This window comes from Microcoleus sp. SVA1B4, assembly GCF_036700545.1.
Lineage (GTDB): Bacteria > Cyanobacteriota > Cyanobacteriia > Cyanobacteriales > Microcoleaceae > Microcoleus.
Map to the genome: position 1 here is coordinate 37,968 of NZ_JAUBPB010000034.1, position 17,062 is coordinate 55,029.

Below are 17,062 nucleotides of genomic sequence, written 5' to 3' on the forward strand. Positions count from 1 at the left end.
ACTAATTAGAAGAGGGAACAGGCGCTGGCGGTAATTTTTTGTTAGGTACAGGTGCGGTAGAAGGAACAGGCGCTGGCGGTAATTTTTTGTTAGGTACAGGTGAGGTTGAGGGAACAGGTGCTGGCGGTAATTTTTGGCTTGGTACAGGTATGGAAGTTGGTTGGGGTTGGGGCTGAGGCAAACCGGGAACACGGATATATCTCCAATTACCAGTAAATAATAGGTACATAACACCCGCAAGCACGACACCACTAACAACAGCAGCAGTAATTTTCCAAACACTGTAGGGACGTTCGCCTTGAACTTCAGCGGTGCGAGCATTAACCATTACTTGATATCGTTGGTTTTGATAGCGATAGGCGCACAGCCACACAGGTAGCAAAATATGCTTAAAAGTGATAGCATTGTAATCAGTAGAAATGCTGTGAACCCGCTGCTCGTCGCCACCAATATTCCTACAAACATCCGAGTGAATAGTACCGGCCATGACATTTTTAGCAGATTCAAATCCTTGAGTGAGAGAAACTTGCGATCGCTGCGCTTCAAACCCAGCTAAATAAGATGAATTGTAAGGGCGCAGCGACTCCTTGAGATGCCAAGGTTCTAACGCATCTAGGCGGGGGCGATCGATCGAAGTTGTAGCAGGAATCAGAATATCGTCAAAAGAGCGATCGACTCTGCCAGAAGCTGGCCACCACCTGGTATGTTGCACTTGGCGAGTTTTAGTTTCAGTTTCACCCTGCGAGTTTGTTTCTGTATAAGTTTCAGTCACATAGTAGTGTTCTCCGCGAGAACCCTGATAGTAACTAACGGTATAAGTGTCGTAAGTCCAAAACGGCAAATAAACCCCTTGAATTTTCTCCTGTTGCGCTAGGGATTTCAAAGCAGAAGGAGCAAACCAGCGGTTGCTTAGCCACTTTTGAATGCTTTCTCTAGCCTGTTTATCAGTAACTTCAAAAGGAACAATTCCCTCTGGATGCACGCTAGGGCTAGCCTTTGCAGGTTGCGTCACAATTGGAGAAGCACAAAATGGGCATTGGCCCGCTACTTTTGGCGGTTCAAAAGTAACACTTGCTCCGCAATCATTGCATTTTACTTCTAAGGCTGTTGTTGATAAAGTTGTCAGCGTCGTGCGATCGACTTGGAGATATTGTTCGTAAGAGTTCTCCTTTACCTCTTGGGCCGCTTGGGGAATTGCATCTTCCCAGCCGCAGTAAGCACACTTGAGTTTTCCTGCTTGGGGGTTGAACTCTAAATAAGCCCCGCAGCTAGGACAGGGAAAACGTTTAACAGCAGGTTCAGAAGTATTCATAATGGTTAATTGGTGATGTAATTGGTAATCGGTAATCTGGAAAGCATCCCAATTACCAATTACCAATTAACTAAATATGCAAACAAAAATTTAGGCTGCTGCTGGCGGGGGAGGCGGCGGTACTGTCGCCAACAAAGATGCTAATTCCGGCACTTGCGATGCTAACTTCCAGCCGTCAAAACCCGCACGCCACACCATTACCTGATGTGTCAAACCATTTTGCAGAAGTTGATGCAATTCAAAAGGGCCTAATTGTTGACCGTTGTGGGCAATATACCACTGAGTTTGTGTTGGTGGGGGAGGTGGCGGCGGAGTCTGCGATGCTGGCGGCTGCATCATATTTGTCATTTGTTGACCTAGTGCCATTCCCATGCCAAATTCTAATGCTTGATTGCCGCCGCTGGGGTTATTTGCTGATGCTTCTATGGCGTTAGCAGCTTGATATTGGGTATATTGCTGCATATTTCCCAGAAGTCCGATCGAGGCTCGTTTGTCGAGTGCTGCTTCAACTTCTGGAGGCATCGAGATATTTTCAATTAATAGCTGAGTTAACTCTAACCCAAACTGCTGGATACTTGGCTCTATGGCAACTCGCACCTGTTCGCCCATGTGGGTGTAGTTGGCTGCAAAGTCTAGCAGGGGAACGCGGGAATTCCCAACCCAATTGGCAAAGGCACTGACTATTGTATTGCGTAGTTGTTCGCTGATTTCATCTACTTGAAATAGTCCGTCAGTGCTGATTAGTTGTTTTAAGAGTTTTTCGGGATGGGAAACTTTAATGTTGTATGTGCCAAAAGCCCGCATTCTCACTGGGCCGAGTTCTGGATCGCGGATAATTACAGGGTTAGAGGTACCCCATCTCAGGTTGGTAAATATTTTGGTGTTAAAAAAGTAGACTTCTGCTTTGAAGGGAGAGTTGAAACCGTAGGGCCAACCTTTTAAAGTGCTGAGAATGGGTAAGTTGCGGGTGTAAAGTTCGTACATTCCCGGATCGAAGACATCGGCCACTTGGCCTTCGCTGACAAAGACTGCTATTTGTCCTGGTCGTACAGTTAGTTTAGCACCTTGTTTAATTTCGTTTTGGTGGCGCTCGAATCGATAGGCAATGGTGTCGCTGGTATTGTCCAACCATTCGATGATATCGACAAATTCGCCGCGAATCTTGTCAAAGAGTCCCATAGATTTATTTTGGGTTGTTGTTTGATTTTAGCTTCAAGAGGAGCGATCGGTGTTCCCGATCGCCATTGTAAAGTTTTTACGTGCGATCGCGATCGCTGGGGATGGGGGCGATCGCCCTTGCAGAAAATTCACAATTCCGGTTCAATTCCAGCCGATCGCAATTGAGCGCGCAATTGCTCTAATTGGTCTTCGGCGCGATCGGCTCTTTCAGCCCCGGTTAACAACAGATTCCCTTGACTATCCCACCAGCGCAGCCAAGGTAATTCCACATTTTGATACACTCCTTGCCAAATTCCCAATTCCACTCCTAACGGTGCAATCGGATAATGACCGCGCTCATTGGCAGCAACTAATTGATACCTATCTTCGATCAGGTGATAGACTTCAACACTAGCCTTGGTTACTTCATAAATTCCGTAAAATGCCGGATGGATGACATTTTCATAAATCCAGAATTTACCCGGCTTAGTTTCCTGTTGACCCGATCGCAACAAAGGCGTTCTGTCCCGTTCTTCTGCACCATTGCCCGATACAAACTCTAACACAATTAACGGTGCTACAAATTCTTGCCACATCACATACGATCGGCGCAATTGACCGTCAATTGTTGGCGGGACATTGGGAACGTAAAACCAGTCCGGTGCTTCTGCGCCCTTTTCTAGCGGATCTGTCAATCGCCAATAAATGCCACTGTCTTGACCGATACAATAGTTATCATCTGGATGAATGCTTTGGAAGACGGGAGTAATTGAATCTGTTAGCAGGATGCTTTGGGGATGTTCTTGGAAATTCTTCACAAAAGTGCCGTCGGATTCTGGTAATTGAGTGTGATCCGGCCAGCCTGTGGGGTTGTTTTCTACATCGAGGGTGAATTTCATGATTTTATTTTGATTGCAGGCATTATAGGAGCGAGATTTTGATTTGATTAGACTTCTTGAAGAAATAGTTAGGACGGGCTAGAAGCCCATCCCACAAATATCTTTTTTTTCTTGTGGGATGGGCTTCTAGCCCGTCCCGATTCATGCCTCTATCTCCCAATCTTCCAGATGCAAACCCTCAACACGGCTGAACTCGCGGGTATTGTGAGTTACAAGAATTAGGTTGTTGGCGAGAGCAATAGAGGAAATCAAAAGGTCATTAGGGCCAATGGGTGTTCCAGATGCAGCTAATTGAGCGCGAATTTGACCGTAAATTAGGGCAGACTGGTCATCAAAAGGAAAACTTACAAACTCATTGAAAAAACGTTCTAGTCGAGCTAGATTGCTATCTTGACGAGAACTTTTAAAAGCACCCCAGTAAAGTTCTGCTTTAACTACAGAGCATATTGCTACATCACCTGACCGCATCATTGCTAGTCGGCGAGATACCGATGAGTTGCGGTCGGGATTTAACAAACGGATGCAAGTATTGGTGTCTAAAAGATAAATCACAGCAATTCTTCCCGAATTTCATATTCCAACTGCTCAGGACGAACAAGCGGTTCTCCTTCCCAACTTCCTATTACTGTCTCAAAAAAACCGGGAGACCAGCCTAAATCTTCCGGTTTTTTAGCCTCAGTTGCTGGTGTTATGGGCTGGAAAACTACAATAACTTCCAAATCTGTATCTTTGATACCACCGGGGATTTGCAAATGCAACATTCCGTCGGAACCAACGCGCGATCGCACTTTAATACTTTGCATAACTCTGGGCTCCTTAAGTTTGTACTGAAATTTAATCTTGTTCAGGCGTCCGCTTTGTAATAATCACTCCAACTCCGCCAACAGATCAAGCACATCTTCATAATCATAAGGCGGACGCTTCCTGATAGCTAAGACAGCGATTTGTTTAAATTCATCATCAACAGCGTAAAGGATTCTCCACAAATCAACTCTAATTCGCCTGGGTTCCCAACTTGCGTTTGTAGAAAAGCGAAGCATAATGCTGTTGTCAGGACGTGCTTCTTCACCCAGCGCCTCAATTATTTTCTTAATTCGCTGGCGAATGACTCCTGGTAAGTTTCGCCTCTCATCGTGAGCAGATGCCAATAGCCGAATTCGATACATTTAATAACCTCAATCTTCATCCCATTCATCTTTAACGGCTTCCCAATCAAGCCAACCCGCTTTTTCGGGACTGCCACCGCATTTTTGCAATTGGGCCATCGCCGTTTTGAAAATCTGTTCGTCTTCCCGATCTTCGATCCAGTCGATCAAAGCTTCCCAAGCCGATATGCTCAACTGTGCGGCTTTCTTTTTACCGTTAGCATCAACCACAAATTGAACGGATTTTAATATTTCTTTGATACTGGTCATTATAATTAATTCCTTAAGTTGTTATCTATTCTAATCAATTTGCTTCTCAGTTGCTGCGCCAAACCCTATCGAAAAAAGGTCGATCGCACCCAGCCAACCCCAGCAACCTGAACCGCAGGTGAGGCAATCCCCCTGCAGCCCCCGCTTCTCGACGCGGTACAATAAGTGCAATCATACTTAACGCTTATATTGAAAAAGTTACACACAACGCCACAGGAGACAACAGACGCATGGGTAAAGTAGTTGGCATTGACCTCGGAACAACAAACTCAGTAGTAGCCGTCATGGAAGGCGGCAAACCGGTTGTGATTGCCAATGCAGAAGGGATGCGGACAACTCCCTCGGTAGTCGCTTTCACAAAGGAAGGAGAACGCCTTGTCGGACAGATGGCCCGACGCCAGACTGTTCTCAACCCGCAAAACACCTTTTACGCCGTCAAGCGGTACATCGGACGCAAATATACCGAACTGACTCCAGAATCAAAGCGCGTCCCTTACACAACTCGCCGCGACGAAAACGGGAACATCAAAATCAAGTGTCCCCGCCTGAAAAAAGATTTTGCCCCAGAGGAAATTTCGGCGATGGTTTTGCGGAAACTGGCCGATGAAGCCAGCCGCTATCTGGGACAAGAGGTGACGGGGGCTGTAATTACTGTTCCCGCTTATTTCAACGACTCGCAGCGACAGGCGACGCGGGATGCGGGACGAATTGCCGGACTTGAAGTCAAACGGATTTTAAATGAGCCGACGGCGGCTTCTTTGGCTTACGGTTTGGAGAGGCGAGAAAGTCAAACTATTTTAGTGTTTGATTTGGGCGGCGGTACTTTTGATGTATCTATCTTAGACGTGGGAGACGGAGTATTTGAAGTTAAAGCAACTAGCGGCGATACTCAATTGGGCGGCAATGATTTTGACTCCAAAATTGTTGACTGGTTGGCAGAACAATTCTTAGAAAAAGAAGGAATTGATTTGCGACGCAACCGCCAAGCTTTGCAGCGCCTGATCGAAGCGGCAGAAAAAGCCAAGATTGAGCTGTCGGGAGTCGGTGTCACCGAGATTAATTTGCCGTTTATCGATGCGAACGAAGACGGGCCTTTGCATCTGGAAACGCGACTAACTCGCGGTCAATTTGAGGGGCTGTGCACAGATTTGGTGCAGCGGTTGCGGCGGCCGGTCAAACAAGCTTTGGCTGATGCAAGTTTGAGTCCTTCTCGCATTGATGAAGTTGTGCTAGTCGGCGGTTCGACTCGCATTCCTTTGGTGCAGGAAGTTGTTCGCAACTTGATTGATAAAGAACCCAATCAAAATGTGAATCCCGATGAAGTTGTGGCGGTGGGTGCGGCAATTCAGGCGGGGATTTTGGGTGGCGATGTCCGCGATGTGCTGCTGTTGGATGTGACGCCGCTGTCGCTGGGTTTGGAAACGATCGGCGGGGTGATGAAAAAACTGATTCCTCGGAATACTACTATTCCCGTCAGGCGATCGGACATTTTTTCGACTGCTGAAAATAACCAAACTGTGGTAGAAATTCACGTCATCCAAGGGGAACGGGAATTAGGCAGAGATAATAAGTCTTTGGGACGGTTTAAACTAACTGGAATTCCGCCGGCACCGCGAGGGATTCCGCAGGTGCAAGTAGCTTTTGATATTGATGCTAACGGGATGCTGTTGGTAACTGCTTTGGACAAAACTACGGGCAGGGAACAAAGCATTACTGTGCAAGGTGCTTCCACGCTGAGTCAGCAGGAAGTGAATCAAATGATTCGCGATGCGGAACAGTTTGCTCAAGCTGATAAGTTGCAGCGGGAAAGGGTAGAAAAACGCAATCGCGCTGAAGCTTTAGCTTATCAAGCTGAGCGGCAGTTGCGAGAGGTGGCGCTCGATCGCGGAATGCAGTTTGCTCAAAGAAGTCGCCAGCGAATTGAAACTTTAATTCGGGAATTGCGAGACAGTTTGGAACGCAATGATGAGCGGGGAGTTGACCAAGTTGGTTCGGATTTGCAGGATGCTCTTTACGATTTGAGCCGGGAAGTTTCGGCGTTTGCGATGGATGACGATGATGATGATTTCTTTGAGTCTGTGAAGCGGACTTTTACGGGCGACGGTACCAAGCGGCGCAGCGATGATAACAGCTATTATACCAATGCTAAACCGTACAGGCGATCGACTGTCGATCCAATTCCCGATCGCCCCTACGATCGCACCGGCGATCGTATGAACGATCGCATGGGCGATCGTATGGGCGATCGTATGGGCGATCGTAGAAGCAGTGCTAATCGCCCCACTCGCCCTTATCAAAATCAAAGCGACGATTGGGATGATGACGACGATTGGCTCTAATTAGTGGTTAGTCATTAGTCCCTAGTCATTAATCCCTAGTTTGAAGCAGGGAAGGAGGATGACTAATGACTAATGACTAATAATTAATAACTCATGACTAATAACTAATGACTAATGACTAACTATGCAGAATTTTCGCAATTACTATCTAATTTTGGGAGTGCCCAAAGATGCCACGGCTGATGAGATAAAAAAAGCCTATCGACGGCTAGCCAGACAGTTGCACCCTGACGTAAATCCAGGGGATCAATCTGCTGAAGATAAGTTTAAGGATATTAATGAAGCTTATGATATTCTTTCCGATATCGAGAAGCGCGCTCAATACGATCAGTTTAGTAAATTCTGGAAACAAAAGGGATTTCAAGGAAAGCAAGGGGTGCGACTTCCCAATTTCAAAACTTGGGGAAACACTAAAACTACCCGGAAAAAACCGACCGAAGATGTCGATTTTAGTGATTACTCGGATTTTAATAAATTTCTCGACCAAGTGCTCGGAAGACGCCGGGAAGTGAGGATGGCGACAGCGAATGATACACAGGGAGTAGCCTCCTCTGAACCGTGGAGTACGGCTTCTAAGAAAACGAGTTATGTTGCTAATTCTCGCCCACCTAGAAGGGATTTTGACGATCGCGAAATGCGACGAGAAACAGTCGATCGCGAAATGCGACGAGAAACAGTCGATCGCGAAATGCGACGGGAAGCAGTCGATCGCGAAATGCGACGGGATGTGGACGATCGGGAAATTCGACGGGAAGCAGTCGATCGCGAACCCAGAAGAGACATTGAGGCCAGACTAACTCTGCCTTTGGAAAGGGCTTATTCGGGCGGTACCGAGCGAATTCGTTTGGAAGATGGGCGAGCGATCGAGGTGAATCTGCCTGCTGCTATGGTATCAGGCCAGCGGATTCGCTTGCGAAATCAAGGTATGGGCGGGGGAGATTTATATTTAAAAATCACGGTTTCTCCCCATCCCTTTTTTCGCTTGGAAATGTCGGATATTTGCTGCGAATTGCCACTGACTCCCAGCGAAGCGGTGTTGGGTGGAGATATTGAAGTACCGACGCTAGACGGCTTGGTAAAGATGAAATTGCCGCCGGGAGTAACATCTGGAAAGCGGTTGCGGCTGGCTAACAAAGGCTATCCGACTGGAAATGGCGATCGGGGCGATCAATTGGTAGAAATTCAGGTGTTAATTCCCAAAGAAATTAGTGAAGAGGAACGAGAATTGTACGAGAAGTTGCGACAGGTTGAGTCTTTAAAACCCCGTCAAGATTTGTCAGTATAAATTTTTAGGGTGCGCGATTCACACCGGAGACCTTGTTGGTATAATGTAATAGGGTGAGCTTCCGGCACCTGAAGCCTTAACTATTACAAATTTACCATTACCAATATGTTCACATTCATCAATCCTAAAACTGATTTTGCTTTCAAAAAAATATTCGGTTCTGAAAATAGCAAAGACATTCTCAAGAGTTTTTTGAATGCCTTGCTGTATGACAGTCAGCCCACCATCGAAAGTTTGCAAATCCTCGATCCTCATTCACTACCGCTAATTCGAGGTCTTAAGGATACTTACGTCGATATTAGAGCTCAGTTAAATGACGGCACAAATGTAATTATCGAGATGCAGGTTTTGAACGTAGAGGCTTTTGAAAAGCGGATTTTGTACAATGCAGCCAAAGCTTATTCAACGCAATTAGAAACAGCAGAACAATATGTAATGTTGAATCCAGTGATTGCCTTGACCATCACTGATTTTGAGATGTTTGAGGATTTTAGGAAAGTAATTTCGCGGTTTGTCCTGAAAGAAAGAGAGTTCTTGAGCGATTATCCTATTTTCGATTTTGAATTGGTTTTTGTTGAGTTACCCAAGTTCCAAAAAAGTTTGAACGAGTTAGAAACATTAACCGATAAGTGGATTTATTTTCTCAAAACTGCTAGGGACTTAAACGCAGTACCTGCAACAATGGAAGAGGTGCCAGAGATTAGTCAAGCATTTGCAATAGCGACTAAAGCTAATTTGAGCTATGACGAATTAAGCGAGTTGCAAAAACAGGAAATTTACATCCAAGACCGTCGGGGAGCAATCACTAAAGCCGTCAGCATAGCAACAGAAAAAGGCAGACAAGAAGGAATTAAGGAAGGACAAATAGCACTGATTGTTCGTCTGTTGGAACGCCGTGTAGGTGCTGTCACTCCCGAAGTTCAAAGTCTAATTGGGGAATTGTCGATCGACCAATTGGAAAACTTAGGAGAAGCCTTGTTAAATTTTAACGAAATATCAGATTTAACAGCTTGGCTGCAAACACAAGATTTACCTGCAGAATAGCCGTTAGCGCAGCCCTCGAAGAGGATCGCACTTTCAGCAATCGTCGCTCACATAAGTAAAATTACTGTTGTGATTATTCCTGAACTAGCAGAGAATTAACAATAAGGTAATTTTCCCACAATCAGGAGCAGTCTGCCGCCATGACTCAAATGCCCCCTCAATGCACCAGTCTGCAAGAGCAAGTTGATTCTTTAGTGCAACTGCTGCGTCAGGAATCGTCTTTGCGACAACAAGATATCACGGCGGTACAAGCTTCTCTGAAAAAGGCAATTTCTCCTGAGTTTGAAATTGTGTTTGCTGGCGCTTTCAGTGCGGGAAAATCTATGTTAATTAATGCTTTGCTGGAGCGGGAATTGCTCTACAGTGCAGAAGGACACGCGACAGGTACGGAATGTTATATCGCCTTTGCTGAGCCGGAAAAAGAGCGCGTTGTTCTCACTTTTTTGAGCGAGTTTGAGATTAGCCAGCAAGCTTCTGTGCTGTGCCATCAGTTAGGTTTAGCTACTGAACTTAATATTAATCAAACAGATGTAGTGTCCCTGTTGTCTCAGGGATGTAACATAATTATTGAAACGGAAGGCGGCGAAAATAAATCCGAGGTAGCCAAAAAAGCTAAGGCTTTGATGCTGCTGTTAGAAGGGTTTGAGGCAAATCGCGATCGCATCCAAACTCTCGAAAACGCTACCTACTCGATGGAACAGTTTAACTTTTCCAATCTGAAGGAAGCTGCTAGTTATGCCCGTCGCGGTAGTAACAGTGCTGTACTCAAGCGAGTTGAATATTACTGTTATCATCCGCTGCTGCAAGATGGCAATATTATTATCGATACGCCGGGAATTGATGCACCGGTGCAACGGGATGCAGAATTGACTTATGATAAGATTGAAAGCCCCGATACTTCGGCGGTTGTCTGCGTTTTGAAAGCGGCTTCGTCTGGGGAAATGACGACGGAGGAAACCGAGTTGATGGAAAAAACACGGGGAAATCCGGGAATTCGCGATCGACTGTTTTACATTTTCAACCGCATCGACGAAACTTGGTACAACACGCAACTGCGACAGCGCTTAGAAAATTTGATTAATTCTGACTTTCGCGATACTGCGAGAGTTTACAAAACTAGCGGATTGTTGGGATTTTACGGGAGTTTGATTCGAGGGACAACAGGGCGCGATCGATTTGGTTTAAATACAATCTTTGCCACCAGTCAACCGCGAGTTTCTGTAGATGATAAATTAGATTCAGAATTTATCGGTATTAGTGAAGAAACTCCGCAATTTGTTAGTGAATTTAATCGCTACTGTGCGAATTCCGGCAAACTGTCTCCCAGCAAATTTCGCATTTCAGTGAACAGCTACGAAACACCCAATGAAAACTACGTGCGGATTCTTGCAGAACAAGGACAACCATTAATTGGTCAATTAATTCAAGATAGCGGCATCGAAGATTTTCGCACAGCCATCACCCGCTACCTCACCGAAGAAAAACGCCCGCAACTGTTCAAAAATTTAGCTGACGATTTAGAAGATTTGTGCATTCAACTGCGGAAACATTACCAAACAATTCAGCGGAATTTGGACAGCCAGCCCCGCGAAATTGAGGCGATGAAAGCACAGGAACTTTTGCGGTTAAATCAAGAATTGCAGCAAGTTGGGGAGGAATTTCGCGAACATATCGCCGAAGAAGTCAATGACATGATTATGAACAGATGCGATATTTTCGATATAGACTTTCGGCAATTGCAATCTCGGATGATCCGGCGCTTGGATGAGTTGTTAGATGGATTTTCTGTTGAGGCGGCTTACGGACGCACTTTGCGGAATCATCCCCGCAATGCTACAGCACCTTTAATTGCTGTTTTAGTTGAAGCACTTTATTATTTAGCGAATCAGTTGGAAGATATTTTAGTAGAGGCTACTAAGTCACTGGTTGATAATTATTTCCAGTATTTGAAAGATAGCGTTCGCAAGTCTGAATACTATCGATTACTTTATCGGTTGTTGGGGAACGACGGGGGAATTGAACAGCAGTTAGAGGAGTTATCAAAGCGGGTTTCGGATGCTTTGGTAAATGCGGCGGGCGTTGAGTGCGATCGCTACGTGCGAGAAAGTCCCCGTTTTTACGACGAAGGCACATTTTCGATTTATCAATTCCGGGAAACATTGCAGCAAACTTCTCAAGGTTTCGACTGCGAAAACATGGTAGACGCGCAACCAGCAATTCGGCAATTATTGCGGCTGGATTTTGAGCCTAAAGTATCTAGAACTATTCGGCAAACTTTCCGCCAAACTGTCAACCAAACCCTGAAAGAGCATTTGTTGCCGCTGGCCCAAAAGCAAGCTGATGATATTTTGCAGAAATACAGTCAAGCCCGCGATTATTTGGAGCAAACTTTGGCACAGGAGGCGGAGGAAAAGATTGCTGGGAATCTGCGGCGGCAAGCTGAAAACGAGCAGAAAATTCAAGAGTACGATCGGGCGGTTTCTGGGATTAATAGTTGTTTGCAGGCGATGAAGTTGCACGAGCATTTGTTGCCTGTAATTGCACAAAATGATAGCGTTTCGGTGGATGGTGAATGATTGCAATTTTGGCGATCGGAAATCGCGGCGATTGGAAACCGGGCGAATAGAATTCGCGGCGATTGGAAATCCGGCGATTGGCAATCGGGCGAATAGAATTCGCGGCTACACAGACAAAACCCGCCTGCGCGGGTTGAAGAGATAAGAGATTCTTAGTCCGCGGAGGCGGACATCGTTTGTATAGCCGCGAATTCTATTCGCCGGGATTCTTGCCAAAAATGAGGCAATACCCGATAATCGTTAATAGAGTATTTTGCAAAAATCAACCATCAATATGCCACAACATATTTTTCTAGAAAATTACGGAAATGATGATGTTTTTTCCTTTGGATCTACGATATTTAAAGTAGGTAGGCTTAGGGAAGTAATGAGATCGTCAGTTGTTTCTAAGCTAGAATCCGCAGTTCAGGAGTTATCTAAAACTCAATTGTTACAAATAAATACGAATGAATATAATCAGCAGTTTAACCGTAGCCAGCAACAACAATGGTTTGGTAACGGGATAAACTGTGAAGCCTTAAAAATTGGGGCTAAAGGCTGGCAAAAAGGTAAAGTTAAAATCAGAGTCATTCTGGAATTTTGCCCAGACGAACCAGAAGTCGAAGAAAAACCAGAAAACAACGAGTCAGAAACTAGCAAACCAGAATCACCCCTTGACGATTTGCGCCGCCAACTTCTCAATCAAGAAAATTTACCCAGCTAATCCATCAAACATCCGCGTTCATTCGCGTTCATCTGCGGTTAAAAATAATCATGTCTAAAACCCCTAGAATCCCCATTCCCCCCGAAGTCCGAAAATATGTATTCACCCGCAATAAATACCAGTGCCAAAGCTGCGGCCAAACCAAACTAGAAACCCAACTGACGATCGATCATATCATCCCCCTAGCCCGCGGCGGCAGCAACGACATCAGCAACCTGCAAACCCTCTGCGGCACCTGCAACCAAAAGAAAACCGACAAACTAGACCCCCGCTTCCGCCGTCACTTTGACCTGTAATACCCTCCATAACATCCGCGTTAATCCGCATTCATCTGCGGTTAAAAAATCCTACCATCGATAATACCGATAAGGATCGTCCCCATTCTCAAAATCCGTTCTGTAATCCCAGTGATAAAACTCCCGACTCGAACCGTTAAACACAGATCCATCCGCCTTAAAACTAGCCCCTAAATTAGCCAAAATCTGAGCATTTGCCCTGGTTTGCCGCCAGCGAGTAAAACGCAAATAAGTCTTAGTATCAGCATTCAAACTGTCAGGTTCAATCTGAGAAAAAATCGCCACACCCTTGCCAACTTTTACCCGACTTAACAAACCGTCAGCGCCGATATCTCCCCCAGACTTAATCAACCAAGTATCATAAAAAGAGCGCGATCGCAAATCTGAACTGCTAACCCCCTTCACCTCATCCCAACTCGGAACCGCCAGCGAACCTCCGAAATCCTGCGCTTGCTGCAAAACCACACCCAAACCCGCAGCAGGCACTTGACGCGGCAAGAAAAACGCCTTCCCGCCAGCATTCAAATAACCGCGCAAATCTGCATCTTTCAGATTCGCTTCTTTCCCCACAATCACCAAACCAACATCATTAGAAAGCGAACTAGCGCGCTGATAAATTACCCCCAAACTGTCCAACTTTTGGGCATCTCCATCTCCCCCTATTAAAACCACTTGATCCGGCTTTCCAAGTACCGGAGAATTCATCCCGTAACTCACAATTTGTTGCACTAACTGCGCCGCCCCAGCATCTACAGAATAATGGTCTTCCAAATCCAACTCGTTTAAAATCAGTCGCCCTTTTCCGTAATCCAATTCCATCAGCGGCGAATAAGCTAAATCAAACTCTGATTCCAAAATGGGGCGCCAACCGCTGCGGTGCGGTTTCTCAATAGAAGCGCTACTGACACCGCCGCGATTTCCCCAACGCCAGCCGTACCAAGGTTTATTTGCCGGACTCAAATTAGGGCCAGTTTGAATCGTATCTGGATAAGCTTCCAGCAGCGTGCTTTCCCCCGCCCAATCCCGCAAATCTTCACTGTCTAAACCGCTAATTGCGGGATGGTTGCTGTCAACTGGATAAGCGCGGCGGCTGACGTGGGCAGCAACTCGGAAACCTGTATTTTCCAGCCATTCCCTGCGTTGAGGAAACACAATTGCTTTGCCGCCGTTTCGCACAAAACTTTCTAAACTTCCCGGCCAATTTTCCCCGCTAGAAAATGCTTCCCTACCGATAATTAATAACGATGAAACTTGCGAACCATTCCACGGTACAAGCTGATGACCTAACTGTTTTAACATGGCCGATGTTTTGCCTGCTGGGTCGAAGATTGTCAGCGTATCCTTGCTTTTGGCTTGCTTGGGAAAAACGCGGAAAGCAAATGTATCAGAATGCGATCGATCGCCCACTCGCGCAGTCAAGCGAATTTCGCCGTCAGCCTTGCTAGAAATGGTATTTGGCAAATTTACGTCTATTGGGAAAAACAGCGTTCCTGCCGCCTCAATCCGGCCTTGTCTCTCGCCTTTTTTTACTTCTTTCCCCCCCACCAAAACCCGCCAATTAAACGAAAATTCTTGCGCCGTCCGCGTATCGTTAATTAACACTACTTGCTTGGCCAGTTTTCCGCCCACAAACAAATTGTGATCTTTCGCAGTAAAAACCGGGCTAGCACCAGCAATCCAAGCCAAAGTCGAGCTATTATTATTCATAATTGCCTCGCCCCCAGGATGAACAGTGAAAGCTTCGGGCTGGTAATAATTCAAAAGATTATTCGATACTTGCTTCAAATAAACTCCCCGGCGACCAGGTTTAAATGCCCCAATATCCACCTTTTTTCTGCCAGCTTCGGAAAGTTCCCAACCATGTCCGTCATTCCAAGGAATCATCCCCCCAGACATTCCAAAAGTCCGCCAACTCCGCCAAGTATTTGTACTGAATAACTGCTGCAACTTTTGAAAAGCGGGTGCAAAATCCAACTCTTTTTTAATATGCCAGTTTTGATACTCCTGACCATTGATAAACTGCTCGCGAATTTTAGATTTATAAGCGGCAGTTTCCAACTCGTAAGCCTGCTTGCCAAAATAAATTGCCGCAAACTCAGTCATCCAAGGTTCGCTGACAATTGCCTGACCAAAACCTTTGCGGGCCCGCATCATCGTTGCGTGCAGAGGAGTCCCAAACTCGACTGCCATGTAGGGCCTTTCCCCGGTTTTGCTCCACTCAGAAATCCACTCTTCTCGTTCTTGCAAGGGAATCAGATTTAAATAAGAATTCAGCGCATAAACATCGCCGAAGTGTGCGCCTTGGTGTACCATCACAGGTCTGGTTCGGTCGGCAGATTTAATCGTCGCTAAAGCGTCATTTCCTAGGGGAGTGTTGACCCGCAAACGCTGGTTTTCCGAGGGACTGAGAGTTCCTTCTACTTTGCTTTTGCCGATGCGACGGGGATTTAAATCGTCAGCGTTGCCGAAAAAATTAGGACTTGTCGCCCACATTAATACTGATGGATGATTGCGGTAACGGCGCATTTCAGTCACCATTCGGTCTTTCCAGCGGTTTTTCCACAGGGGGTTCTTCCACTTGCCGTTCCAAGCGATAGGACTAATGTCTAAAGCGGGAGCCATAATGGGAAAACCTTTGAGGTCTGCTCTTTCGGAAAATAACTCTCGGAAGTGCCATCTACCCCGTTCGTCGTGATTCCAAGGCCACATTTCTGTTATGTTAAAACCTGCTTTTACGTAGCCATCAATTAGGCTGTCAGCAACTTCTACTGTCCCGCCTTGCCAAGTATCGGAGTGCAAGTTTGGTCGCAGCCGAAATTCAGTTCCGTTTAAGAAAAATTTGCGCCCTTCTATCCAAAATTCGCGGAAGCCAAAAGGTTGGTCGTATTGCGTGTCAATGCCGCTGCCTTTTACTTCTAATTGTAGGGTGTAAAGGTTTGGTTCCCCGACATCCCAAAGACGGGGATTTTGCCAATTCCACTGAACTTGTAGGGTTTGAATAGGTTTAGCTTTAACGTTGGCAGTGCCTGTAAATTTTTGTTCTAGTTTGCCTTTTTCGTCGAGCATTTGCGCTATTATTTCTACTTGACCGCTTTGGGCAACGTCTTTGAGTTCAATATCTAATTTAACTTGCTTTTTTCGGGTGGAAGTTTGGACGAATACGTCCCTAATTAGCGGGCCTGGGGGAAGGCTCAGAAGCCGTACCTCGCCGATGATTCCCCGCGATTGCAACTGGGATTTTTCTGTGTAGATTTCTGTGGGGCCCATGATGACGGCTTTTTCCTTTTCATCGGATACTGCCACGACTAAAATAGATAGGGTGTTTTGACCTGGTTTTGCTGCTTTGGTAATTTCAATAGTGCCGTAGGGCCAGGGGATTTGACCGCAGTTAATGCCGTTGACAAAGATGACTGCATCGGTGCTAACTCTGGCTAAGTCGAGAAAAATTCGGCGGTTTGTCCAGTCGCCGGGAATGTCTATTTTTCTCTGATACCAAGCTTTTGATAGTTGTTTACTGTTGAAGTTTTCCCAATCTTTGCCGCTGCCGCGAGTGATGATTCCGGGTACGGATTCGTTGTTTTCTTTTTGCCAGTCTCCGGGTACTTGGATGGAGCCCCAATTTGGCGAGACGGGGGGGTTTTGGGGGTTGCCAACTGCGGGGACAAATTGCCAATTTCCGTTGAGATAGATTTGGGATCGTTTGTTGTCGATCGCCCCGACGGCCGCGGTGGTAAGATTGGGGAAGCCGATCGATATCGCTGAGCTGCTGGCGAAGTTGGGATTTTGCAGCGCATAACCGACAAATCCAAAGAGGGTGGCGGCTGCGAAAAATAATCCGATAATTTTGGCCAGCTTGTGATTCACTCGCTTATTGCTCCCAGAAATTAGATAATCTCATTTGTCCCTTGATCTATGATAGCAGTTGCTTCAGCAGCAATCCCGCAGCCAATCTGTCTCTGGGAAGATGGCAAAGAGCCGACAAATGTGGTTTTGTATAGAAAAAATAAATACTTAGTTTTAACTAAGTTTTAACTA

Annotated in this window: 15 protein-coding genes; 6 read left to right on the plus strand and 9 right to left on the minus strand. The window is 45.9% G+C overall.

Annotated elements, in window-relative coordinates:
* Position 1: 1 nt before the first annotated feature.
* The 8 genes from QT987_RS16805 to QT987_RS16840 form a co-directional block, all read right to left on the minus strand.
* On the minus strand, positions 2-1,312 hold the full coding sequence (locus QT987_RS16805) for a hypothetical protein (RefSeq protein WP_333241912.1): 1,311 nt from the start codon (positions 1,310-1,312) through the stop codon (positions 2-4).
* Between the two features lie 90 nt (positions 1,313-1,402).
* The gene (locus tag QT987_RS16810) at positions 1,403-2,491 is read right to left on the minus strand and encodes an SPFH domain-containing protein (RefSeq protein ID WP_333241914.1); all 1,089 of its coding nucleotides are present in this window, start codon (positions 2,489-2,491) and stop codon (positions 1,403-1,405) included.
* Between the two features lie 128 nt (positions 2,492-2,619).
* On the minus strand, positions 2,620-3,369 hold the full coding sequence (locus QT987_RS16815) for a Uma2 family endonuclease (protein ID WP_333241916.1): 750 nt from the start codon (positions 3,367-3,369) through the stop codon (positions 2,620-2,622).
* A 141-nt stretch (positions 3,370-3,510) separates the two neighbouring features.
* On the minus strand, positions 3,511-3,921 hold the full coding sequence (vapC, locus tag QT987_RS16820; protein ID WP_333241918.1) for a type II toxin-antitoxin system tRNA(fMet)-specific endonuclease VapC: 411 nt from the start codon (positions 3,919-3,921) through the stop codon (positions 3,511-3,513).
* A complete protein-coding gene (locus QT987_RS16825) occupies positions 3,918-4,172 on the minus strand; it encodes a hypothetical protein (protein WP_333241920.1) in 255 nt (84 codons plus the stop codon). The genes vapC and QT987_RS16825 overlap by 4 nt, the downstream gene beginning before the upstream one ends.
* A gap of 63 nt (positions 4,173-4,235) precedes the next feature.
* Positions 4,236-4,535, minus strand: coding sequence for a plasmid stabilization system (locus QT987_RS16830; RefSeq protein WP_333241922.1), 300 nt, complete (start codon positions 4,533-4,535; stop codon positions 4,236-4,238).
* Positions 4,536-4,544: 9 nt separating this feature from the next.
* Entirely contained in the window at positions 4,545-4,784 is a 240-nt protein-coding gene (locus QT987_RS16835) for a hypothetical protein (protein ID WP_333241924.1), read from the minus strand.
* A 46-nt stretch (positions 4,785-4,830) separates the two neighbouring features.
* On the minus strand, positions 4,831-4,959 hold the full coding sequence (locus tag QT987_RS16840) for a hypothetical protein (RefSeq protein WP_333241926.1): 129 nt from the start codon (positions 4,957-4,959) through the stop codon (positions 4,831-4,833).
* A 55-nt stretch (positions 4,960-5,014) separates the two neighbouring features.
* Between QT987_RS16840 and dnaK the strand changes: the two genes are divergently transcribed.
* From dnaK to QT987_RS16870, 6 genes are all read left to right on the plus strand, one after another.
* The gene (dnaK, locus tag QT987_RS16845) at positions 5,015-7,123 is read left to right on the plus strand and encodes a molecular chaperone DnaK (protein WP_333241928.1); all 2,109 of its coding nucleotides are present in this window, start codon (positions 5,015-5,017) and stop codon (positions 7,121-7,123) included.
* A 124-nt stretch (positions 7,124-7,247) separates the two neighbouring features.
* Positions 7,248-8,408, plus strand: coding sequence for a J domain-containing protein (locus tag QT987_RS16850; protein WP_333241930.1), 1,161 nt, complete (start codon positions 7,248-7,250; stop codon positions 8,406-8,408).
* 105 nt (positions 8,409-8,513) lie between these two features.
* On the plus strand, positions 8,514-9,452 hold the full coding sequence (locus tag QT987_RS16855) for an Rpn family recombination-promoting nuclease/putative transposase (RefSeq protein WP_333241932.1): 939 nt from the start codon (positions 8,514-8,516) through the stop codon (positions 9,450-9,452).
* 140 nt (positions 9,453-9,592) lie between these two features.
* Positions 9,593-12,028, plus strand: a complete 2,436-nt coding sequence (locus QT987_RS16860) for a dynamin family protein (RefSeq protein ID WP_333241934.1) — start codon at positions 9,593-9,595, stop codon at positions 12,026-12,028.
* A 253-nt stretch (positions 12,029-12,281) separates the two neighbouring features.
* Positions 12,282-12,731, plus strand: coding sequence for a KGK domain-containing protein (locus QT987_RS16865; protein WP_333241936.1), 450 nt, complete (start codon positions 12,282-12,284; stop codon positions 12,729-12,731).
* A gap of 50 nt (positions 12,732-12,781) precedes the next feature.
* Positions 12,782-13,027, plus strand: coding sequence for an HNH endonuclease (locus tag QT987_RS16870; protein ID WP_015179287.1), 246 nt, complete (start codon positions 12,782-12,784; stop codon positions 13,025-13,027).
* A 51-nt stretch (positions 13,028-13,078) separates the two neighbouring features.
* Here the strand turns inward: QT987_RS16870 and QT987_RS16875 are convergent, their stop codons facing one another.
* A complete protein-coding gene (locus QT987_RS16875) occupies positions 13,079-16,891 on the minus strand; it encodes a sugar-binding domain-containing protein (protein ID WP_333241938.1) in 3,813 nt (1,270 codons plus the stop codon).
* Positions 16,892-17,062 lie beyond the last annotated feature (171 nt).

Bases quoted from the DNA above. Each gene is read 5' to 3' on its own strand.
- QT987_RS16850 (WP_333241930.1), top strand. From the start codon at position 7,248: ATGCAGAATTTTCGCAATTACTATCTAATTTTGGGAGTGCCCAAAGAT.
- QT987_RS16815 (WP_333241916.1), bottom strand. From the start codon at position 3,369: ATGAAATTCACCCTCGATGTAGAAAACAACCCCACAGGCTGGCCGGAT.
- QT987_RS16835 (WP_333241924.1), bottom strand. From the start codon at position 4,784: ATGACCAGTATCAAAGAAATATTAAAATCCGTTCAATTTGTGGTTGAT.
- QT987_RS16805 (WP_333241912.1), bottom strand. From the start codon at position 1,312: ATGAATACTTCTGAACCTGCTGTTAAACGTTTTCCCTGTCCTAGCTGC.
- QT987_RS16870 (WP_015179287.1), top strand. From the start codon at position 12,782: ATGTCTAAAACCCCTAGAATCCCCATTCCCCCCGAAGTCCGAAAATAT.
- QT987_RS16840 (WP_333241926.1), bottom strand. From the start codon at position 4,959: ATGATTGCACTTATTGTACCGCGTCGAGAAGCGGGGGCTGCAGGGGGA.
- QT987_RS16860 (WP_333241934.1), top strand. From the start codon at position 9,593: ATGACTCAAATGCCCCCTCAATGCACCAGTCTGCAAGAGCAAGTTGAT.
- QT987_RS16855 (WP_333241932.1), top strand. From the start codon at position 8,514: ATGTTCACATTCATCAATCCTAAAACTGATTTTGCTTTCAAAAAAATA.
- QT987_RS16830 (WP_333241922.1), bottom strand. From the start codon at position 4,535: ATGTATCGAATTCGGCTATTGGCATCTGCTCACGATGAGAGGCGAAAC.
- dnaK (WP_333241928.1), top strand. From the start codon at position 5,015: ATGGGTAAAGTAGTTGGCATTGACCTCGGAACAACAAACTCAGTAGTA.
- QT987_RS16825 (WP_333241920.1), bottom strand. From the start codon at position 4,172: ATGCAAAGTATTAAAGTGCGATCGCGCGTTGGTTCCGACGGAATGTTG.
- QT987_RS16810 (WP_333241914.1), bottom strand. From the start codon at position 2,491: ATGGGACTCTTTGACAAGATTCGCGGCGAATTTGTCGATATCATCGAA.